At 72.7% G+C, this 21,414-nt stretch carries 18 protein-coding genes and 2 pseudogenes; 15 read left to right on the top strand and 5 right to left on the bottom strand.

The features are described from left to right. Positions 1–32 precede the first annotated feature (32 nt). From ACZ4N4_RS08210 to dnaK, 4 genes are all read left to right on the top strand, one after another. Entirely contained in the window at positions 33–1,094 is a 1,062-nt protein-coding gene (locus ACZ4N4_RS08210; RefSeq protein WP_453569654.1) for an ATP-binding protein, read from the top strand. Continuing rightward, the gene (locus tag ACZ4N4_RS08205) at positions 1,091–2,902 is read left to right on the top strand and encodes a vWA domain-containing protein (RefSeq protein ID WP_467585850.1); all 1,812 of its coding nucleotides are present in this window, start codon (positions 1,091–1,093) and stop codon (positions 2,900–2,902) included. The genes ACZ4N4_RS08210 and ACZ4N4_RS08205 overlap by 4 nt, the downstream gene beginning before the upstream one ends. A gap of 69 nt (positions 2,903–2,971) precedes the next feature. Continuing rightward, on the top strand, positions 2,972–3,397 hold the full coding sequence (locus ACZ4N4_RS08200) for an OsmC family peroxiredoxin (protein WP_362575352.1): 426 nt from the start codon (positions 2,972–2,974) through the stop codon (positions 3,395–3,397). 136 nt (positions 3,398–3,533) lie between these two features. Then, positions 3,534–5,381, top strand: a complete 1,848-nt coding sequence (gene dnaK / locus ACZ4N4_RS08195) for a molecular chaperone DnaK (RefSeq protein ID WP_453569659.1) — start codon at positions 3,534–3,536, stop codon at positions 5,379–5,381. 46 nt (positions 5,382–5,427) lie between these two features. On the opposite strand, the gene narJ is transcribed toward dnaK, so the two are convergent. The 5 genes from narJ to ACZ4N4_RS08170 all read right to left on the bottom strand — a co-directional run bounded on the left by narJ (position 5,428) and on the right by ACZ4N4_RS08170 (position 8,815). Beyond that, positions 5,428–5,922, bottom strand: a complete 495-nt coding sequence (gene narJ / locus ACZ4N4_RS08190; RefSeq protein ID WP_453569661.1) for a nitrate reductase molybdenum cofactor assembly chaperone — start codon at positions 5,920–5,922, stop codon at positions 5,428–5,430. Continuing rightward, positions 5,922–6,053: a hypothetical protein gene (locus ACZ4N4_RS08185; RefSeq protein WP_453569663.1), complete on the bottom strand. Its 132-nt coding sequence runs from the start codon at positions 6,051–6,053 to the stop codon at positions 5,922–5,924. The genes narJ and ACZ4N4_RS08185 overlap by 1 nt, the downstream gene beginning before the upstream one ends. A 152-nt stretch (positions 6,054–6,205) precedes the next feature. Continuing rightward, complete coding sequence (locus tag ACZ4N4_RS08180) at positions 6,206–7,021, bottom strand: SAM-dependent methyltransferase (RefSeq protein WP_467585846.1); 816 nt, start codon at positions 7,019–7,021, stop codon at positions 6,206–6,208. A 12-nt stretch (positions 7,022–7,033) separates the two neighbouring features. Next, positions 7,034–7,897: a helix-turn-helix domain-containing protein gene (locus ACZ4N4_RS08175; RefSeq protein WP_453569669.1), complete on the bottom strand. Its 864-nt coding sequence runs from the start codon at positions 7,895–7,897 to the stop codon at positions 7,034–7,036. Between the two features lie 87 nt (positions 7,898–7,984). After that, on the bottom strand, positions 7,985–8,815 hold the full coding sequence (locus tag ACZ4N4_RS08170; RefSeq protein WP_467585842.1) for a helix-turn-helix domain-containing protein: 831 nt from the start codon (positions 8,813–8,815) through the stop codon (positions 7,985–7,987). A 237-nt stretch (positions 8,816–9,052) separates the two neighbouring features. Between ACZ4N4_RS08170 and ACZ4N4_RS08165 the strand changes: the two genes are divergently transcribed. The 11 genes and pseudogenes from ACZ4N4_RS08165 to selB all read left to right on the top strand — a co-directional run bounded on the left by ACZ4N4_RS08165 (position 9,053) and on the right by selB (position 21,409). Next, positions 9,053–9,358 carry a 4a-hydroxytetrahydrobiopterin dehydratase gene (locus ACZ4N4_RS08165; RefSeq protein WP_467585839.1) on the top strand — a complete coding sequence of 102 codons (306 nt, stop codon included), beginning with the start codon at positions 9,053–9,055 and terminating at the stop codon, positions 9,356–9,358. Positions 9,359–9,436: 78 nt separating this feature from the next. Then, positions 9,437–9,718: pseudogene (locus ACZ4N4_RS08160) on the top strand (rhamnogalacturonan lyase family protein); the annotation flags it as partial. Between the two features lie 181 nt (positions 9,719–9,899). Next, a complete protein-coding gene (locus ACZ4N4_RS08155; protein WP_467585836.1) occupies positions 9,900–11,054 on the top strand; it encodes an acyl-CoA dehydrogenase family protein in 1,155 nt (384 codons plus the stop codon). Beyond that, on the top strand, positions 11,054–11,908 hold the full coding sequence (locus ACZ4N4_RS08150; RefSeq protein ID WP_467585833.1) for a phosphate/phosphite/phosphonate ABC transporter substrate-binding protein: 855 nt from the start codon (positions 11,054–11,056) through the stop codon (positions 11,906–11,908). Before ACZ4N4_RS08155 ends, ACZ4N4_RS08150 begins: the two co-directional genes overlap by 1 nt. After that, complete coding sequence (locus ACZ4N4_RS08145) at positions 11,905–12,186, top strand: hypothetical protein (RefSeq protein WP_467585831.1); 282 nt, start codon at positions 11,905–11,907, stop codon at positions 12,184–12,186. The genes ACZ4N4_RS08150 and ACZ4N4_RS08145 overlap by 4 nt, the downstream gene beginning before the upstream one ends. Next, positions 12,162–12,401 carry a hypothetical protein gene (locus tag ACZ4N4_RS08140; RefSeq protein WP_467585828.1) on the top strand — a complete coding sequence of 80 codons (240 nt, stop codon included), beginning with the start codon at positions 12,162–12,164 and terminating at the stop codon, positions 12,399–12,401. The genes ACZ4N4_RS08145 and ACZ4N4_RS08140 overlap by 25 nt, the downstream gene beginning before the upstream one ends. Positions 12,402–12,681: 280 nt before the next feature. Beyond that, positions 12,682–15,906: pseudogene (gene fdh / locus ACZ4N4_RS08135) on the top strand (formate dehydrogenase); the annotation flags it as partial. Positions 15,907–15,992: 86 nt separating this feature from the next. Further along, on the top strand, positions 15,993–17,021 hold the full coding sequence (locus tag ACZ4N4_RS08130) for a 4Fe-4S dicluster domain-containing protein (RefSeq protein WP_467585825.1): 1,029 nt from the start codon (positions 15,993–15,995) through the stop codon (positions 17,019–17,021). After that, positions 17,018–18,019: an NrfD/PsrC family molybdoenzyme membrane anchor subunit gene (gene nrfD / locus ACZ4N4_RS08125; RefSeq protein ID WP_467585823.1), complete on the top strand. Its 1,002-nt coding sequence runs from the start codon at positions 17,018–17,020 to the stop codon at positions 18,017–18,019. Before ACZ4N4_RS08130 ends, nrfD begins: the two co-directional genes overlap by 4 nt. Before the next feature lie 243 nt (positions 18,020–18,262). Then, a complete protein-coding gene (gene selA, locus ACZ4N4_RS08120; RefSeq protein WP_467585820.1) occupies positions 18,263–19,624 on the top strand; it encodes an L-seryl-tRNA(Sec) selenium transferase in 1,362 nt (453 codons plus the stop codon). A 3-nt stretch (positions 19,625–19,627) separates the two neighbouring features. Beyond that, positions 19,628–21,409: a selenocysteine-specific translation elongation factor gene (selB, locus tag ACZ4N4_RS08115; protein WP_467585818.1), complete on the top strand. Its 1,782-nt coding sequence runs from the start codon at positions 19,628–19,630 to the stop codon at positions 21,407–21,409. The last annotated feature ends 5 nt before the right edge of the window (positions 21,410–21,414 follow it).

The following is a 21,414-nucleotide window of genomic DNA, read 5'->3' as shown; positions in this document are numbered from 1 at the left end:
ACGCCCTCGAACATCCCCCAAGGAGCCGCTTCTTGCAGGCTGCCGTTGCTGTCACTCCTGCCCGCCTTCCCGAGCTTCTGCTCGGGCTTGCCACCGTGCGGCCCGTGTTCATCTGGGGGGCGCCCGGGATCGGGAAGTCCTCGCTGGTGCGGGCGTTCGCCGAGTCGCTGGGGCTGGAGTGTGTGAGTCTGCTCGGTACGCAGCTCGCGCCCGAGGATCTGATCGGCGTCCCGCAGATCCGTGACGGGCGGTCGGTGTTCTGCCCGCCCGAGGTGATCGCCCGGGACGAGCCGTACTGTCTCTTCCTCGACGAGCTGAACGCGGCCACCCCGGATGTGCAGAAGGCGTTCTACTCGCTGATCCTCGACCGCCGGATCGGCAGTTACGAACTGCCCAAGGGGTCGATCGTCATCGGTGCCGGCAACCGGGCCACCGACAACGCCCTCGCGCGGCCCATCGCCTCCGCGCTCGTCAACCGGCTGGCCCACGTCCACCTGGAGGCCTCGGCCCACGACTGGCTCGCCTGGGCCGCGGGCAACGGCATCCACCCGTGGATCCTGGACCACCTCACCGACCGGCCCGACCATCTGTGGTCCAAGCCGCCGAAGACCGAGGAGCCGTTCTCCACCCCGCGCTCCTGGCACATACTCTCCGACGCCCTGCACTCCTTCGGGCGCGATCTCGACGAGGAGACTCTGAAGGTCCTCGCCCACGGCACGCTCACCCCGGCCCACGCCACCGCCTTCCGCGGATACGTCAAGATCGTGCGCAGCCGCTTCGGGATCGAGGCGATCCTCCGGGGCGACGCCGGCTGGCCGCACCGGATCGAGGACCGTGACCTGCTGTACTACCTCGCCGAGTCGTTCCGGGGGCGGCTGGTCAAGGAGCTGCCCGCCGCCAAGGAGCACATGTCGGCGAACGGCCGGCAGACCGCGTACCGCGCCAAGTCGCTGCTCGTGCAGCTCGCCGAGATCTCCGTCGAGGTCGCCCAGACCGTCATCGCCTCCGACGCCGACGGCAACCCCGTGCTGCCCTCCTGGTTCCTGATCGAGGCCGCCCGGGACATGCCCCGGCTGGTGGAGGCCCGACGATGAGCCCCAGCGGCCGTAAGGACCAGAAGAAGGCGGAGAAGAAGGACCCGGCCGCGGAGAACTTCGCGGCCGGGGTCGAGCTGCTGCGCGCCAACCCGGCTTTGCGGGCCGTCGAGTTCACCCTCTGTCGACACGAGAAGTGCGAACTGGCGCCCCATGAAGGGCTGGTACGGGCCGACTCCGACGGAGTCCTGCACGCCCACGCCACCCGGCGCGCCGAACCGGCTCAGTGGGCCTGGGCGTTGGCCCACTGCACGATCCATCTCGGCTTCGGCCACCTGCCGGCCGCCACCGGGCAGCGCACCCAGCCCGACCGCTACGACCTCGCCGCCCGCTGCACCGTCGTCAACCGTTTCCTGGCGACCTTCCCGGTCGGCGAGGCACCGGACCACCTGCCCGCGTCCTATCCGGAGGGCGACGAGGACCGGCTGGCCGCCGGCTGGCGCCGCGTCGGCAGCGTTCCGGCCGCCTACGAGCGCGGCGGCACCAGCGGCGGCGAACCCGACCAGCTGCTCCTCTCCTGGGACAAGTGGGCCGGCCAAGTCCCCGACTGGCAGGTCGCGTTCGCGCACGCGCTGACCCGGACCATGTCCCGGGCGATGGACCTGGCAGGCGGCCGCCGCACCTCCATGACCGGGCCGCCGACCCCGCTGCGTCCCTGGGAGCAGGCGCTGAGCTGGTTCGTCTCCTCCTATCCGCTGCTCGGCGGGATCGCGGCCGGTATCAAGCTGGTCGCCGACGCCGAACTGGCCCGCGCCCACGACATCGCGATCGCCGCCGTCAACCCCGAGGCCGGCGAGATCTACGTCAACCCGCTGCGCACCCTGGACGAGGAGGAGTGGCGGTTCGTCCTCGCCCACGAGATGCTGCACGCCGCGCTGCGCCACGGCGACCGCCTCGGCGGCCGTGACCCCTACCTCTTCAACGTCGCCTGCGACTACGTCATCAACGGCTGGCTGGTCGAGATGCGCGTCGGCACCATGCCCGAAGGGCTGCTGCACGACCCGGAGTTGAAGGACCTCTCGGCGGAGGAGGTGTACGACCGGATCGCCGTCGACCTGCGCCGGATGCGGCGCCTCGCCACCCTGCGCGGCAAGGGGCGCGGCGACGTGCTTGGCGCGCCGCTCGGGCCGCCCCGCGCCTGTGTCGACCTCGACGAGTTCTACCGCCGGGGCCTCGGCCAGGGACTGGACCTGCACCAGACGCAGGACCGCGGGTTCCTGCCCGGCGGCCTGGTGGAGGAGATCCGCGCGCTCAGCCATCCGCCGCTGCCCTGGGACGCCCGACTGGCCCGGTGGTTCGACGAGTTCGTGCCCCGGCCGGAAGCCGTCCGGTCGTACGCCCGGCCCTCCCGCCGGCAGTCGTCCACCCCGGACATCCCGCGCGCCGGCCGGTACTTCCCGCCCGAGGAGGTCGCCCGCTGCACCTTCGGCGTGGTCCTGGACACCTCCGGCTCCATGGACCGCACCCTGCTCGGCAAGGCCCTCGGCGCGATCGCCTCCTACGCCGAGGCCCGGGACGTACCGGCGGCCCGTGTGGTGTTCTGCGACGCCGCCCCGCACGACGCCGGGTACCTGCCGACGACCGAGATCGCCGGGCGGGTCCGGGTGCACGGCCGCGGCGGTACCGTCCTCCAGCCCGGGATCGACCTGTTGCAGCGCGCGGACGACTTCCCGCCGACCGCACCGGTCCTGGTGATCACCGACGGCTGGTGCGACGTCCTGCGGGTGCGGCGCGAGCACGCCTACCTCGTGCCCGACGGCCGTCGCCTGCCGTTCACTCCCCGTGGGCCGGTCTTCCGCGTGCGGTGAGCCCGGATGTGATCGGATGGGAGGCAGCGAAACCGGTTCATTCGCCTTCGTACGCCGAAAGGAACAACCGTGGCCACCACGCGCACCGCACACACCGTTTGGGAAGGCAACCTCCTCGAGGGCAACGGTGTCATCACCTTCGACTCCTCCGGTATCGGCCAGCAGCCGGTCACGTGGGCCTCGCGTTCCCAGGAGGCGAACGGCAAGACCAGCCCGGAGGAGCTGATCGCCGGCGCCCACTCCAGCTGCTTCTCCATGGCCCTCTCGCACGCCCTGGCCGGGGCCGGTACCCCGCCCACCAGGCTGGTGACCACCGCCGACGTCAAGTTCCAGCCGGGTGAGGGCATCACCGGGATCCACCTGACCGTCGAGGGCACGGTGCCCGGCCTGGACGAGGCCGGCTTCGCCGCCGCCGCCGAGGACGCCAAGAAGAACTGCCCGGTCAGCCAGGCCCTGGCCGGCACCACCATCACCCTGGACGCGAAGCTCGCCTGACCGTCGTACCCCTTAGGATGCCGCGTCCCCGTCACGGGGGCGCGGCATCGTTGTTCACGGGGTACCCGGCATTGACAACGGCCCGCTCAAGTTTTGTGCTGGAGTCGGGGAAGCGGCCGGGCGGAAGGGGACGGACATGGCACGTGCGGTAGGGATCGACCTCGGTACGACGAACTCGGTGGTGGCCGTCCTGGAGGGCGGTGAGCCCACCGTCGTCGCCAACGCCGAGGGGGCGCGCACCACCCCGTCGGTGGTGGCCTTCGCGAAGAACGGGGACGTGCTGGTCGGCGAGGTCGCCAAGCGGCAGGCGGTGACCAACGTGGACCGCACCGCGCGCTCGGTGAAGCGGCACATGGGCGACGGCGCCTGGCGGTTCCCGGAGAGCGGGAGCGTGGACGGCACGCGGTACCGGGCCCAGGAGCTGTCGGCGCGGGTGCTGCAGAAGCTCAAGCGGGACACCGAGGCCTACCTCGGCGAGGACGTCACCGACGCGGTGATCACCGTACCCGCGTACTTCGACGACGCGCAGCGGCAGGCCACCAAGGAGGCCGGGGAGATCGCCGGCCTGAAGGTGCTGCGGATCATCAACGAGCCGACCGCCGCCGCGCTCGCCTACGGCCTCGACCGGGGCGAGGAGCAGACGGTCCTCGTCTTCGACCTCGGGGGCGGAACTTTCGACGTCTCCCTCCTGGAGATCGGCGACGGCGTGATCGAGGTCAAGGCCACCAACGGCGACACCCGCCTCGGCGGCGACGACTGGGACCAGCGGGTCGTCGAGCACCTGGTCAAACGCTTCAAGGGGCAGTACGGCATCGATCTCGGCTACGACAAGATGGCGCTGCAACGGCTGCGCGAGGGCGCCGAGAAGGCGAAGATCGAGCTGTCCTCGTCCACGGAGACCTCGGTCAACCTGCCGTACATCACGGCCTCCGCCGAGGGCCCGCTGCATCTGGAGGAGAAGCTGACGCGGGCCCAGTTCCAGGAGCTGACCGCGGACCTGCTGGACCGCTGCAAGAAGCCGTTCCACCAGGCCGTCAAGGACGCGGGCGTGGAGCTGTCCGCCATCGACCACGTGATCCTGGTCGGCGGCTCGACCCGGATGCCCGCCGTCACCGACCTGGTCAAGGAACTCACCGGCAAGGACCCGCACAAGGGCGTCAACCCGGACGAGGTGGTGGCGGTCGGCGCCGCCCTCCAGGCGGGCGTCATCCGCGGCGACGTCAAGGACGTCCTGCTGCTGGACGTCACCCCGCTGTCCCTGGGCATCGAGACCAAGGGCGGCATCATGACGAAGCTGATCGAGCGCAACACCACGATCCCGACCCGGCGTTCGGAGATCTTCACGACCGCCGCCGACAACCAGCCCTCGGTGGGCATCCAGGTCTACCAGGGCGAACGGGAGATCGCGGCCTACAACAAGAAGCTCGGCGTCTTCGACCTCACCGGCCTGCCGCCGGCACCGCGTGGCGTCCCGCAGATCGAGGTCGCCTTCGACATCGACGCGAACGGGATCATGCACGTCTCGGCGAAGGACCTGGCGACCGGCCGCGAGCAGAAGATGACCGTGACCGGCGGCTCCGCCCTCCCCAAGGACGACATCGACCGCATGATGCGGGAGGCCGAGCAGTACGCCGAGGAGGACCGCAAACGCCGCGAGGCCGCCGAGACCCGCAACCAGGCCGAGCAGCTCGTCTACCAGACCGAGAAGTTCATACGCGAGAACGAGGACCGCGTGCCGCCCGACACGAAGACCGAGGTGGAGTCGGCGATCACCGAACTCAGGACCCTGCTGGACCGCGACGCCGACACCACGGAGCTGCGCCAGGGCGTCGAGAACCTGGCGACCGTCAGCCAGCGCATGGGGCAGGCCATGTACGCGTCTGCCTCCGGCGGTTCGGCCGAAGAACAGCGCCCGCCCGAGGCCGACGAAGAGGGAGTGGTGGACGCGGAGATCGTGGACGACGAGAGGGGTGCGGCCGGGTGAGGCGCCGCCGTGATCCGCCGTCGTGGCCGATCGCCGCTGCGGGGGCTCACGGGCGCGCCCCGGTGCGTGCGGTCGGCAGGGCCGCACAGACCGCGTCCAGCACGCACGCGTACGGCGTGCCGAAGTCGGAGAGTCTGCGCCGCAGTTGCTCCAGACAGTCACGGTGTTCGGTGAGCAGGTCGGTGTTGCCGGTGCGCGCCGTGAACTCCAGGACGGCGGGCAGGAAGTCCGGCAGCTCCTCGCCGGTGAACTCCATGCCGTACGCCTGGTAGACCTCCTTGAAGCGGACCAGGGACATGCCCCGGCGGCGGGTGTCGCCGTCGTGCCACCAACTGAGATGGAGGCTGTGCCGGTTCTTGAAGTCGAAGACCTGCACATAGTGCGCGGCCAGCTCCTGCGGCGGGGTCACCGCGGCGTGGTCGGTGAACTCCCGCAGTTGCGGGGCTGCTTCGCGCAGCAGCGGCAGCCGGGCGACGAAGTCGTCGTCCGGGTAGGTGAGGCAGAGCGCCGCCGCCTGGTAGAACACCGCGTCCGTGGACATCAGGTCTCCTTCGCCTCGTCCGGGGTGGCCACGCTGTGTGGATCGGGCGCGGGCGTGCCGGGGCGGAAGAACCGGGCGGCACCGAGCAGCGCCGCACCGGCCTCCCTGGGAGGTGTCTGCGTGTCGGTCACCTGCGCTCCCTTGCTCACCCTTCGCTTCGACGCTAGGGGCGGGCAGGGGAACGCACCTGTCCAGACGATCCGAACGGGTCACCCGGCCTAGCCGTACGGGGTCACCTGTCCAGGACATCCGGACGTGTCGCCGGCCGGGCCACCCGAACGGCTCAGGCCTTGCGGGCGACAGCTCCGTACACCGGCACGATGCCCTCCTGCTGGAGGGCCACGTCCTCGGGGTCCGGGCGCCAGCCGGAGACCGGGATCACTCCGGGACCGAGCAGTTCCAGGCCGTCGAAGAAGCGGTGGAAGCCGGCCAGCGGACGCGGATGGAACGGTGTCCCGCTGCGCCGGAAGTGGTCGGCCGCCCGCTCGACGGCCTCGGGGCTGAGATCCGGGGTGACCTGGGACAGGATCAGATGGCTGCCCGGGGCGAGCGCGTCGACGTACGTCTTCAGCAGGCCGTGGACGTCGTCGCCGTCCGGGTCGTCGTCGAGGTAGTGGGTGAGGGCCACCAGCGACAGGGCGACCGGCTCCGCGAAGGCCAGGGTCTCGGCGGCGTGGGCCAGCAGGCTGCCGGGGTCGCGGACGTCGGCGTGGACGTACGCGGTGCTGCCCTCGGGCGTGCCGCGCAGCAGGGCCTCCGCGTGCCGCAGCACGATCGGGTCGTTGTCCGCGTACACCACCCTCGACTCCGGTGCGACGCCCTGGGCCACCTGGTGCAGATTCGGTTCCGTGGGGATGCCGGTGCCGATGTCCAGGAACTGGCGGGTCCCGGACTCGGCGACGGCGCGCACGGCCCGCTGCATGAACCGGCGGTTGGCGCGCGCCCCGCGCAGCACCGTGCCGTCCACGGCGAGGATCCGCCGGGCGAGCTCCTCGTCCACCGGGTAGTTGTCCTTGCCGCCCAGCCACCAGTCGTACACCCGGGCCGGATGCGGCCGGCTGGTGTCGACGGCGGTGGGTGCGGGCTCGGATGCGGTCACAGTCCCTGCTCCTCAGAGGTTGTCACGGTACTCCCGCAGCAGTTCCTCGGTCCGCTGCGCCGAGGCGGCCCGGGCCGTCATGTGGTCCAGCACCTCCAGATGGGCGCCGACCTCGTCCCGGGAGTCCAGGTACAGGGCGCCGGTCAGGTACTCGGTGAAGACCATGTCGGGCAGTTCGGGCTCGGCGAACCGGAACAGCGTGAACGGCGCGTACGTCCCCGGGTGCGGGCCGCTCGCGAACTCGGCTATCTGGAGCGTGATCCGGTCCCGTTCGACAAAGGCGAGAAGCTTGTCGACCTGCTCGCGCATCACCGCGCAGTCGGCGCTCACCGGGCGACGCAGTACCGTCTCGTCCATGATCACCCACAGGTGGGGCGGATCGTCCTGCTCCAGCAGCCGCTGCCGGGTCAGACGCAGCGACACATGCCGTTCCACGGCCGCGGGGTCGCTGTGGCCTATCGTCCCGGCCTCCAGCACGGCCCGCGCATAGGCCTCGGTCTGCAACAGGCCGGGCAGGAAGTGCGGTTCGTAGGAGCGGATGACCCGGGCCGCGCCCTCCAGGCTCACGTACAGGCTGAACCAGTCCGGCAGTACGTCATGGAACCGCTGCCACCAGCCCGGCTGGTTGGCCTCCTCGGCCAGCCGCACGAACGCGGCGTGCTCCTCCTCGGGCACCCCGTACGTCTCCAGCAGCACCTGGACGTACGGGATCTTCAGCGCGACCTCGGCCATCTCCATCCGCCGCACGGTCGCCTGCGCCACCCGCAACACCCGCGCCGCCTCGTCCCGGCCGAGGCCCGAGGCCTCCCGCAGTTCCTGCAACCGCTTGCCGAGTACGACCTGACCTACGGTGGGCGCAGCACGCCGCTCACTCACGCCACGCCTCCCCTACGCGCACAAGTAACGGGGAGCAGTGTGTCACGCGATGCCGTCTCGCACACCTGGTCGAGGCGACCTCTTACGTCAACTTGCCAGCGAGTGCAGGTACTTGGCCGTCGCCGGATCCGCCGGCAGGAACGTCTCGATGGCCAGTTCGGCGACCGTCACGTCCATCGGTGTGTTGAACGTCGAGATCGACGACACGAACGACAGCACCCGACCCTCGTGCTCGATCCGCATCGGCAGCGCGAACCAGGCCACCGGCTCGGCGGGTCGACCGTCGTCCACGCCCGCGGGGGCCGGATAGCCGGCGACCTCCTCGTACAACTCCCGCAGCGCGTCCGAGCGGTGCAGCGCGATCTGCCGCTCCATCTGCTCCAGCAGATGCCCGCGCCACTCGCGCAGATTGCGGATGCGCGGTGCCAGTCCCTCCGGGTGCAGGGTCAGCCGCATCGCGTTCGGCGCGGGCGTCAGCAGCGACTCCGGCACGCCCTCCAGCAGCATCGCGATGCCCCGGTTGGCGGCGACCACCGTGTACGTGGCGTCCACCACCAGCGCCGGGTACGGCTCGTAGCCCTGGATCAGCCGCTCCATGCCGTCGCGCAGCGCGTCCAGGGCGGGGTCGTCCAGCGGGGTCTCCGGGTAGTGCGGGGCGTAACCGGCCGCCAGCAGCAGCGCGTTGCGCTCCCGGACCGGCACGTCCAGGTGCTCGGCGAGCCGCAGCACCATCTCCTCGCTGGGCCGCGACCGGCCGGTCTCGATGAAGCTGATGTGCCGGGCGCTCGATTCGGCACGCAGTGCCAGTTCCAGCTGGCTGACCCGCCGCCGCTCCCGCCAGGCGCGCAGCAGCGGGCCGACGCCCTTCCCGTCGGGGGCGGGCGGGGAGGCGGCGGGGCCGGGCGCGACAGTGGTCATGCGGACGACGGTAGTCGAGGAGGGCCCGGGCGACCGTGGCCGTGGTGCGCTCGGGCATCGGGCCGAGCCCTCGGTGCGCGGGGCACCGGGCCGAGTCGGCGGCCCGCGTCGAGGGGCCGGACGACTGGGCCGGCCGCCCGGCGACGCGCACCGCCGTGCGTACGCGCCCGGAGGGCCCTGTCGTGGCAGGCTGAGCCCACGTACGCCTCCGGGCACCTCAGGGAAGGAAGCCGCACCATGGCCGTCGAACCGTTGGCGCAGCAGGAGATCGAGGACCGGCTGGCCGAGCTGCCGGGCTGGTCGCTGGACGGTGACCGGCTCGCCCGCGTCTACCGTCTCGACTCGCACTTCGCCGCCGCCGCACTCGTCGTGCACATCGCCAGGATTCAGGACGAGCTCGACCACCACTCCGACCTCACCCTCGGCTATCACACGGTCTCCCTCACCGTGAACACCCACAGCGTGGGCGGCGCCGTCACCGGCCTGGACATCGAACTCGCCCGCAGAGTGGAGGACATCGCCCCAGGCCACGGCGCGCACTGAGCCATGTCGGCGGACCACGCGTCGCCGAATTCCTGCGCCCGGTGCGCGTCGGCCGACCACCGCAACTCCAGCGGTTACGTCCTCTCCGACAACGGCACCAAGGCGACCCCGGCCCTCTCCGGGGACATCCTCGGCGACTGGCGCGAGGAGGCCGTCTGGCCGACGACGGACAACACGGCCGTGCGCATCTACTCCACGCCGTACGAGACGAGTACGAGGATCACGACCCTTCTCCACGACACCCAGTACCGCACGGCCCTGGCCTGGCAGAACACCGCCTTCAACCAACCACCGCACCCGAGCTTCTTCATCGGCGACCGGATGGGAACGGCCCCTCGCCCGACGGTCTACACGCCCTGAGCGGCGGCGGCCGCGTGCCGGCGGTGGCACGCGCCCGCGCTCGACGGCGTGCGTGGTGCCGCATCGCACCGGTTTCCGGTCGGTCACTCGGCGAGCGCTCCGTCGCGTGCACCGGACGGAATGCTTGACTAACTGGAGGAATTGGACATTTAGCAATCACTCCACATCAAGGTGCGAAATCGTGCAGACGATCATGACCGAATCCCCGAACCTCCGGGCCGACGCGTTCGACGCGTTGATCCGCGAGCTCGTCGGACCGCTCGCCGACGAGGTGGACCGGAGCGGCCGCTTCCCACGGGAGGGGATCCGGGCGCTGGGCGAGGCCGGGCTGCTGGGGCTGCTCAGCGCGCGGGAGCACGGTGGAGCGGGCGCGGGACTGCGTGCGGCCGCCCAGGTGATCGAACGGCTCGCGGGTGCGTGCGGGTCGACGGCCATGGTGCTGCTCATGCACTACTCGGCCGTCACCGTCCTCGACCGGCACGCTCCCGAGGACGTCCGGCGCGAGATCGCCGCCGGCCACCATCTGACCACCCTGGCGTTCTCCGAGCGCGGCTCCCGCAGCCACTTCTGGGCCCCGGTGAGCACCGCCGAGCCCCAGGGCGCCGACGCGGTGCGCCTGGACGCGCAGAAGTCCTGGGTCACCTCGGCCGGCGAGGCCGACAGCTACGTCTGGTCCAGCAGGCCGCTGCGGGCGGACGGCCCGATGTCGCTGTGGCTGGTGCCCGCGGGCAGCGCCGGACTCGAAGTACAGGGCGACTACGACGGGTTCGGCCTGCGCGGCAACGCGTCCAGCCCCGTGTCGGCGAAGGCCGTCGCCGTGCCCCGCTCCGCGCTGCTGGCCGCCGACGGGGAGGGGCTGAGCACCGCCCTCGAAGTGGTGCTGCCGTGCTTCCTCGTGCTGAGCGCGGCCTTCTCGCTCGGCGTGACCGAAGCGCTGCTCGGCCTCACCGCCGCGCACCTTCGCCACACCCGCCTGGCGCACCTGGACCAGACGCTGGCCCAGCAGCCGATGACCCGCAACCAGTTCGCGGGGCTGCGACTGCGCGCCGACGCGCTGCGCGCCCTGCTGGAGGAGACGCTCACCGCCACGGAGACCGGTCGACCCGAGGCGACGCTGCGGGTCCTGCAGATCAAGGCCCTCGCCGCGGAGACCGCCGCCGAGGTGGCGGACGGCGCGATGCGCTTGTGCGGCGGCGCCGCCTTCCGGCGTGAGACGGGCGTGGAGCGACGGTTCCGGGACGCCCTCGCCGCCCGGGTGATGGCACCCACCACCGAGGCGCTGCACGACTTCTGCGGCCGCGTGGAACTGGGCCTGCCGCTCTTCGAGGAGGCCTGATGCAGGAGCTGGTCCTCGGCGCCGTCGCCTACGATCCGAAGGTCGTGACCATCTGGTCCGGCTTCCGGTCCTGGCTCCTCGCGCAGGGTCTGCCCTTCGACTTCGTGCTCTACGCCCACTACGAGCGGCAGGCACAGGACCTGGTCGACGGGCGGATCGACGCGGCCTGGCACTCGCCGCTGGCCTGGCTGCGCACCCGCCGGCTGGCCGCCGCGGCGGGCGCGGAGGTGACGCCGCTCGTGATGCGGGACACCGACCGCGACCTGGCCTCCGTGGTGGTGGTCAGGGCGGACGGCGAGATCCGCTCGACGGCCGATCTGAAAGGCCGGACGGTTGCCGTCGGCGCGGTCGACTCGCCTCAGTCGACCCTGATCCCCCTGCACCACCTGGCCGATCTCGGCCTGGTCGCGGGCACCGACTTCGAGGTACGCCGCCATGACACCGGGGTGGGCCTGCACGGCGACCACATCGGCGGCGAACGGGACGCGGCCCGAGCGCTGGTGGCGGGGGAGGCGGACGCCGCCTGCATGATCGACACCAGCCATCTGCTGTTCGGGCAGGAGGGCACCCTGCAGCCCGGCGGTACCCGGCTGCTGTCGCGCACCGAGCCCTACGACCACTGCGTACTGGCGGCCGGACCGTCCCTGGACGAGGAGCGCGGCGACCGGTTCTCGGCGCTGCTGCTCTCCATGTCGTACAGCGATCCCGAGGTTCGCCGACTCCTGGACCTGGAAGGGCTCACCCGGTGGCTGCCCGGCCGGGAGACCGGCTTCGGCCAGTTGACCGCGGCCGTCGACGCCACCGGCTTCTACGACGCGCACGGCCGGATCACCGCTGTCGGCTACCGGCCGTGACAGCCGCCGGCGCGGTCTCGGCCGACCTCGGCGCGCTCGGCTTCGAGCAGGGCGCGCGGCTGCTGCTGAGCCGCGCCCTGCGGCAGGCACCGCCCGGAACACGGGTCGACGTGCTCGGGACGGACCCGGCGCTCCTGCCCCATCTGGCCATCTGGTCCGCCAGGACGAGGCACGGCACGTCGCGTTCGGGGTCGGGCATCTGGAACACCGGGCCACGGTCGACCCGCTGCTGCACGGCCGGCTGCGTGCCGCGGTGGAGCGGCGGCACGACGCGCTGACCGGCACCGCGGGACTCAACGAGGACGTGTTCGACTCCCTGGTGCTGCTCGCCGCGGGCTCCTGGGCGCCGCGGGACATCGCCCGCGGCTGGCAGGCGGTGCAGCGACTGCAGAAGGAGATGGACGAAGGACGCCGCCACCGCCTGGCCCGCCTGGGGTTCCCCGACGAGGAGGCGGCGGCCCTGTCCGCACTGCACACCCGCAACTTCATGTGACAGCCACGGGCGTCACAGCCGTAGCCGTAGCCGTAGCCGTAGCCGTAGCCGTAGCCGTAGCCACGCCCACACCCAGAACCCGGCTCCGTGAACCCGGCTTCGTCCGCGACGGCACCGGCCGACGTGGACCGGGCGGCCGGGATGCCGGCCGACGCCGTACGCTCGCTCGCCGCCGCGGGTCCGGTCGGGTCCCTGCCCGCGGCGCCCTGAACTTGCCGCGGCCCGCCCCCCGGGTAGCGTGGAGACGAGGTCGGGGGCCCTGACGCGAAGGAGCGGGCGGATGGGCGTGAAACGGTGGGCGGACCTGTGGCCGGTGTACCGGCAGATCACCGGAGCCGACCGGCTGGGCCGGGGCAGGGCGGTCGAGTCGAAGCGGTCGAGGACCCTCACGCCCCACACCGAGGACGCCGACCGGGTCGTGCACTCGGTCTGCCCCTACTGTGCCGTCGGCTGCGCCCAGAACGTCTACGTCCAGGACGAGCGGGTCACCCAGATCGAGGGGAACCCGGACAGCCCGGTCTCCCGTGGCCGCCTGTGCCCCAAGGGTTCCTCCAGCAAGCAGCTGGTCACCGGACCGCAGCGCGAGGACAAGGTGCGCTACCGGGCCCCCTACGCCACCGAATGGCAGGACCTGGACCTGGAGACGGCCCTCGACATGGTGGCCGACCGGGTCCTGGACGCCCGGCGCCGGGGCTGGCAGGACACCGACGGGCAGGGCAACCCGCTCCGCCGCACCATGGGCTTCGCCAGCCTGGGCGGAGCGGCGCTGGACAACGAGGAGAACTACCTCATCAAGAAGCTGTTCACCGCCCTGGGCGCCCTGCAGATCGAGAACCAGGCGCGCATTTGACACTCCGCCACGGTTCCCGGTCTGGGAACCTCGCTCGGCCGTGGCGGTGCCACGGACACCCCGGAGAGCCTGACGGACGCCGACTGCGTCATCATCATGGGCTCCAACATGGCCGAGGCCCATCCGGTCGCCTTCCAGTGGGTCATCGAGGCGAAGAAGCTCGGTGCCCGGGTGGTCCACATCGACCCCCGGTTCACCCGCACCAGCGCGCACGCGGACCAGCACGTGCGGATCAGGGTGGGCAGTGACATCGCCTTCCTCGGCGGTGTCGTCAACCACATCCTCTCCAACGACCTGCACTTCGAGGAGTACGTGCGGGCCTACACCAACGCCACGTTCCTGGTCAACGAGGACTTCGAGGACACCGAGGACCTGGACGGCCTGTTCAGCGGCTACAACCCGGAGACCGGCAAGTACGACAGCACCAGCTGGGCGTACGAGTGCGTCGGCGGCGAGGGCGACGGCAGGCAGGGCAGCACACTCATCTCCGCCACCCCCGCGCAGTCGGCCGGCGGTCACGAGGCGCTGCCCGGCACCGCCGGCCGGATCGCGACGGACCCCACGATGCGGCACCCGCGCTGTGTGCTCCAGATCCTCAAGCGGCACTTCTCCCGGTACACCCCGGAGATGGTGGAGCGGGTCTGCGGCATCACCCGGCGGCAGTTCCTCGACGTGTGCCGCGCCTGGACCGAGAACTCCGGCCGGGAGCGGACCACTTCGCTCGTCTACAGCGTGGGCTGGACACAGCACTCCGTCGGCGCTCAGTACATCCGGGCCGGCGCCATCGTCCAGCTGCTCCTGGGCAACATGGGGCGGCCCGGCGGGAGCATCCTGGCGCTGCGCGGCCACGCCAGCATCCAGGGCTCCACGGACATCCCGACCCTGTACAACCTGCTGCCCGGCTACCTGCCGATGCCCAACGTCACCCACACCAGCCTGACCAGGTTCGTGGACGACGTACGCCATGTGATGCGCAAGGGGTACTTCGCGAACGCCAGGACGTACATGGTCTCCATGCTGAAGGAGTACTGGGGTGACGCGGCCACCCCGGAGAACGACTTCCGCTACGACTGGCTGCCACGGATCAACGGCGACCACGGCACCTACCGCACCGCGATGGACATGATCGCCGGCACGGTGTACGGCTTCTTCCTGGTCGGGCAGAACCCGGCGGTGGGGTCGGCCCACGGCCGGCTCCAGCGGCTCGGCATCGCCAACCTGGAGTGGCTGGTCGTCCGCGACCTCGCGATGATCGAGAGCGCCACGGTCTGGAAGGACGCCCCCGAGATCGAGACGGGCGAGATCTCCACCGGGACCTGCAAGACCGAGGTGTTCTTCTTCCCCGCCGCCTCGCACGTCGAGAAGAGCGGCACGTTCACCCAGACCCAGCGCATGATCCAGTGGCGCGACCAGGCGATCGAACCGATCGGCGACCGCCGCTCCGACCTGTGGTTCTTCTACCACCTCGGGCGGATCGTCCGGGAGAAGCTGGCGGGGTCGCAGGACGAACGCGACCGGCCGGTCCTCGATCTGGCCTGGGACTACGCGCTGGAGCACGGGGACGAACCGTCCGCCGAGGACGTCCTGCGCCACATCAACGGCATCGACCTCACCACCGGACGCACCGTCAACTCCTACGAGGAGCTCAGGGACGACGGGACCACCGCCTGCGGCTGCTGGATCTACAGCGGCGTCTTCGCGGACGAGACGAACCAGGCCCGGCGCCGCAGCTCGCGGTTCGAGCACCCGATCACGGACAACCAGTGGGGCTTCGTGTGGCCGCTCAACCGCAGGGTCCTCTACAACCGGGCGTCCGCCGACCCCGACGGCCGGCCGTGGAGCGCGCGCAAGGCTCTGGTCTGGTGGGACGGGGACCGCGGTGAGTGGACCGGTCACGACATCCCCGACTTCCAGCTGCACAAGCCGCCGCACCACCAGCCGCCGCCGGAGGCGACCGGTACGGAAGCGCTGGCCGGGGACGACGCGTTCATCATGATGGGAGACGGGAAGGCGGCGCTGTTCGCACCGACCGGCCTGGTCGACGGGCCGCTGCCCACCCACTACGAACCCGAAGAGTCCCCGGTGCGCAACGCGCTCTACACGCAGCAGTCCAACCCGACCCGGCTGACCTACCCGCGCACCGACAACCCGTACAACCCCTCGCCTCCCGAGCCCCACAACGAGGTGTTCCCGTACGTGTTCACCGCCTCCCGGTACACCGAGCACCACACGGCCGGCGCGATGAGCCGTCAGCTCCCCTACCTCTCGGAGCTCCAGCCCGGACTGACGGTGGAGGTGTCCCCGGAACTCGCCGCCGAGCGCGGGCTGCACCACATGGGCTGGGCGCACGTGATCACCAGCCGGACCGCGGTGGAGGCCAAGGTGGTCGTCACCGACCGGCTGGCCCCGCTGCGGCTCGACGGCCACACGGTCCACCAGATCTGGATGCCTTACCACTGGGGCAGCCGCGGCATCACCACCGGCGACGTCGTCAACGACCTGATCGGCGTGGTGGCCGACGCCAACGTGCTGATCCAGGAGAGCAAGGTGCTCACCTGCGACATCCGGCCCGGGCGGCGCCCGCGCGGCCCCGCACTCCTCGCGTACGTCGAGGACTACCGGCGCCGCGCGGGAATCACCACGAGGACCGGCACCAGCGAGGTGACGGCCCACGGCCACCGGACGGACGGGCCTCCTGACGACGGCCGCCCGGCCACCACTGAAGGGCCGGAGGAACCCTGATGAGCGAGCACGAGAACAGCTTCTTCGGCCCGCTGGCGGACCCGGCCGGGGACGCCGGCCACCCCGAGGACCACCCGCCCCGGGTCGGCTTCTTCACCGACACCTCCGTCTGCATCGGCTGCAAGGCGTGCGAGGTGGCCTGCAAGGAGTGGAACGGCGTCCCGGCGGACGGCTTCGACCTGCTCGGCATGTCCTACGACAACACCGGCTCGCTCGGCGCGAGCACCTGGCGGCACGTCGCCTTCATCGAGCAGGACCTGCGGCTCGGCGACCAGGACTCCGGTCTGGTCGGCCTGCCCACCGGGCCGTCCGGGACGGAGACCACCCGCGAGGTGGTCGCGGAGGCGCTGCACGACGCGGGCCACCGGGCCGGCGCCGAACTCGGCACGGAACCCGTCGACCTGGGCTTCCCCAGCTTCGACCTGCCCGGCGCCGGGAGCGGCGCGGAGACCCGCACGGACTTCCGCTGGCTGATGTCGTCGGACGTGTGCAAGCACTGCACCCATGCCGCATGCCTGGACGTCTGCCCCACCGGGGCGCTCTTCCGCACCGAGTTCGGCACCGTCGTCGTCCAGCCCGACATCTGCAACGGCTGCGGCTACTGCGTCTCCGCCTGCCCCTACGGCGTCATCGACCGCCGCCCCGACGACGGCCGGGCCTGGAAGTGCACCCTGTGCTACGACCGGCTCAAGGGCGGTCTGGAACCGGCCTGCGCCAAGGCCTGCCCGACCGACTCCATCCAGTTCGGCGTGCTCGACGAACTGCGCGAGCGCGCCGACGCCCGTCTGGAACAGCTCCACGAGGCAGGCGTGCCCGAGGCCCGGCTGTACGGCCGCGACCCCGACGACGGGGTCGGCGGCGACGGCGCCTTCTTCCTGCTCCTCGACGAGCCGGAGGTCTACGGGCTGCCACCGGACCCGGTCGTCACCACCCGTGACCTGGGATCCATGTGGAAGCACGCGGCAGTCGCGGCCGGGATGATGGTGGCCGCGTCCGCCGCGGTGTTCGTCAAGGGAGGCCGTCGATGACCGGACGCGGCGGGGACGGGAAGCACCGCAGGGGCGGCGGTGGCGAGGAGTCGGTGGTCCCGCGCGCGGAATTCCGGTCCTACTACGGACGCCCGGTCCTGAAGCCGCCGGTCTGGGAGTGGAAGGTCCCCGCCTACCTCCTCACCGGCGGACTCTCGGCGGGCGCCGCCCTGCTGGCCGTCGGCGCCGACCTGACCGGGCGGCCCGAGATGCGCAGGTCCTGCCGCGTCGGCAGCTTCGGGGCACTGCTCGCCAGCAGCTACCTCCTCATCGGCGACCTCGGCCGGCCGCTGCGCTTCCACCACATGATGCGGGTGGCGAAGCCGAGTTCCCCGATGTCGGTGGGCACCTGGATCCTGATGTCCTACGGCCCCGGCTGCTCGCTGGCGGGCATCGCCGAACTCGTGCCGAAGGCCTGGCTGGACCGGGCCGGGCTCACCACCGCCGTGAAGTGGGCGGCCCGGCTCGGCGGCGTCTCCGCGGCCGCGATCGCGCCCGCGCTGGCCTCGTACACGGCCGTTCTGCTCTCCCAGACGGCGGTGCCCGCCTGGCACGAGGCCCACCGGGAGCTGCCGTTCGTGTTCACGGGGTCCGCCGCGGCGAGCGGTGCCGGTCTGGCGATGATCTGCGCCCCGCCTGCGGAGGCGGCCCCGGCCCGCCGGCTGGCGCTCCTCGGGGCCGCGATCGAGATCGTGGCGGCCCACCTCATCGACCGCAGGCCGCAGTTCGAGACCTCGGCGTTCACCCACGGCGCCGCCCACCGGATGCGCAGGGCGTCGGAGTACCTGACCATCGGCGGGGCATGCACCGCGCTGACCTTCGCCCGCCGCAGCCGGGTCGCCGCCGCACTCGGCGGCCTCGCGCTCCTGGTGGGCAGCGGGTTCCAGCGGTTCGGGACCTTCGAGGCGGGCGTGGCGTCCACGAAGGACCCGGCGTACGTGGTGAAGCCGCAGCGCGAACGCCTCGACGCCCGGCGCGAGGCCGAGGGCGGCACGTGACCTCGTGACGGTCGTCCGGGCGCGCGGCAGCCCGGCCGCTCACGCTCGTCACGGCCCGTGTCGGGCCCGCGTGTCCTCGTCATGGTCCGCACCGGATCAGCGCACCGGCCCCCCGACCCGCCGGGGTCATGAGCCGTACCGGTCCGGGCCGGACCGCGCACGGTGCGGCGCGGGCTCCGGGAGCGGCCGCCGACCTAGCCTGGCCGGGTTGCCGTCAGCAGGGCCGGAGCGGAGGTGCACGAGATGGCGCGCGAGCCCGCCGGCGCGGCGGACGCCGGCCCGCCCGTCGACAGGCGGCGGCTGCCGCGCACCGATGTGCTGCTGGCCGATCCCCGGCTGACCGCGGCGGCGCGGCGGCTCGGGCGGGAGCTGGTCAAGGACGTGGTCGCGGGCGTGCAGTCCCGGGCGCGGGCGGGTGAGGTACCCGTCGACGAGATCGCCGACCGTGCCGTGGCCGCCCTCCCCGCCACCGCCTGCGCCCTGCGCCCGGTCGTCAACGCCACCGGCGTACTGCTCCACACCAACCTGGGCCGGGCCGCCCTCTCGCCGGCCGCCCGGGACGCCGTGCTGGCCGCGTCCGGCACCACGGACGTCGAACTCGACCTCGTCACCGGGAGCCGGTCCCGGCGGGGGCGAGCCGCGCTCGACGCCCTGCTGCGCGCCGTGCCGGCCGCCGAGGCCGCCCATGTGGTCAACAACGGCGCGGCGGCGCTCGTCCTGGCGGCGACCGCGCTCGCCCAGGGACGGGAGATCGTCGTCAGCCGGGGCGAGATGGTGGAGATCGGGGACGGCTTCCGCCTGCCCGACCTGCTGGTCTCCACCGGCGCCCGGCTGCGCGAGGTCGGCACCACCAACCGCACCACACCCGCCGACTACGCCGCGGCCGTGGGCCCGGACACCGGTTTCGTCCTGAAGGTCCACCCCTCCAACTTCCGCGTCACCGGCTTCACCCGGGAGGCGTCCGTGGCCGAACTGGCCCCGCTGGGGGTTCCCGTGGTGGCCGACATCGGCTCGGGCCTGCTCACCCCGGAGCCCGCACTGCCCGGGGAGCCCGACGCGACGACCTGGCTGCGGGCCGGGGCGTCCCTGGTCACCGCCAGCGGCGACAAGCTGCTCGGCGGACCGCAGTGCGGGCTGGTGCTGGGCGACGCGGAACTGGTACGGCGGCTGGCCCGGCACCCGCTGGCCCGTGCCCTGCGCGTGGACAAGCTGACCCTGGCCGCGCTGGAGGCGACCGTACGCGGCCCCGTCCCGCCGGCCGTCCTCGCGCTGCGCGCCGACCCGGTACGGCTGCGTGAACGCGCCCGGGACCTCGCCGCGGGCCTGCGCGCGGACGGGTTCGACAGCCGTGCCGTCGACACCGAGGCGGTGGTCGGCGGTGGCGGCGCGCCGGGCGTGACGCTGCCGAGCGCCGCCGTTTCCCTGCCCGCCGCCTACGCGGCCCCGCTGCGCGGAACCGACCCCGCCGTCATGGCCCGCGTCGAGGACGGCCGCTGCCTGCTGGACCTGCGGGCCCTGCCGCCGGAGGCCGACGCGCTCCTGGCGCGGGCGGTGCGCCTGGCCGAGGTCCCGCCCGGGGCGGCCGGGCCGGGAACGGGGAGCTGACCCGTGCACGTCGTCGCCACCGCGGGACACGTCGACCACGGCAAGTCCGCGCTGCTGCGCGCCCTGACGGGCATGGAGCCCGACCGCTGGGCGGAGGAACGGCGCCGGGGCATGACACTGGACCTGGGTTTCGTGTGGACGCGGCTGCCCGGCGCGGGCGACGTGGCCTTCGTGGACGTACCGGGGCACGAACGCCTGGTGGGCAACATGCTGGCCGGGGTCGGCCCGGTCCCCGCCGTCCTCTTCGTCGTCGCCGCCGACCAGGGCTGGCAACCGCAGTCCGAGGAGCACCTGTCCGTCCTGGACGCGCTCGGCGTACGGCACGGCGTCCTCGCCGTCACCCGCTGCGACCTGGCCGGACCGGACACGGCCCGTGCCGGGGCGCTCGCCCGGATCGCCCGCTCGTCCCTCGGCGAAGTGCCGGGCGTGGCCGTCAGCGCGGTGACGGGTACCGGCCTCGACGCGCTGCGCGCCGCCCTGGTCCGGATGACCGGCGACCTGCCCGCCCCCGACCTCGCCGCGGACGTACGGCTGTGGGTGGACCGGGCGTTCACGGTGCGCGGCCACGGCACGGTCGTCACCGGCACCCTCGGCGCGGGGACCGTGCGCGTCGGCGACCGGCTCCGGCTCGCCCGCGACGGGCGGACGCTGCGGGTACGCGGGCTGGAGTGCCTCAAGGAGCCGTGCCAGGAGGCCGGGGCGGTCGCGCGGGTCGCGGTCAACGTGACCGGACCGGGCGCCGGGGAGCTGCGCCGAGGGGACGCGCTGCTCACCCCGGACCGCTGGCTGACCACCGACATCATGGACGTACGGCTGCGCGGCGACGCCGCCCGCGACCTGCCGCGCGACCTCACCCTGCACGCGGGCTCCGCGGCGGTGCCGGTGACGGTCCGCCCGCTCGGCACGGACACCGCGCGCCTGCGGCTGGCCGCACCGCTGCCGCTGCGCGTCGGCGACGGCGCGCTGCTGCGCGACCCCGGACTGCACCGCGTCCCGGCGGGGATCACCGTGCTCGACGTCCGCCCGCCGCGGCTGACCCGCCGCGGTGCTGCGGCGGCCCGGGCCCGGGAACTGGCGGCGGCGCCGGGACGCGCCGACGGAGCCGGGGAACTGCGCCGGCGCGGTCTGATCCGCCGCTCGGAGCTGCTCGCCATGGGGGTGGAACCGCCGGTGGAGCCGGTCGCGGGGGAGTGGCTGGCGGACCCGGCCCACTGGGCGGCGCTGCGCGTGCGGCTGGCCGAGGCGGTCGAGGAACACGCCGTCCGTAACCCCCTGGAACCCGGCTTGCCGCTGGAGACGGCCCGCCGGACGCTCGGGCTGCCGGAGCGCGGCCTCGTCGACGCGCTCCGGGCACAGGCGCCCGGCCTGCGGTACAGCGACGGCCGGCTCTACGGCAGCCACGGCGGCCCCACGCTGCCGCCCGCGATCGAGGCCGCGGTGGAAGCCGTACGCGCGGACCTCGACCGTGCGCCGTTCCACGCCCCGGACGCCGAGCGGCTGCACCAACTCGGCCTCACACCCAAGCTGCTGGCGGCCGCCGAGGCCGCGGGAACCCTGCTGCGGATCGGCCAGGGGATCGTGCTGCTGCCGGACGCGGACGTACGGGCCGCGGCCGTCCTCGCCCGGCTGGAGCAGCCGTTCACCACCAGCCAGGCACGCCAGGCGCTGGACACCACGCGCCGGGTCGCCGTCCCGCTGCTGGAATACCTGGACCGGCACGGCCACACCGTACGGGTGGACGCCGCGCTGCGCCGCTGCCCCGCCACGGGCCTGGACGGCAGGTGACACGG

The organism is Streptomyces sp. NPDC026538, assembly GCF_055567535.1.
This window is presented reverse-complemented; position numbering and strand designations above follow the sequence as displayed.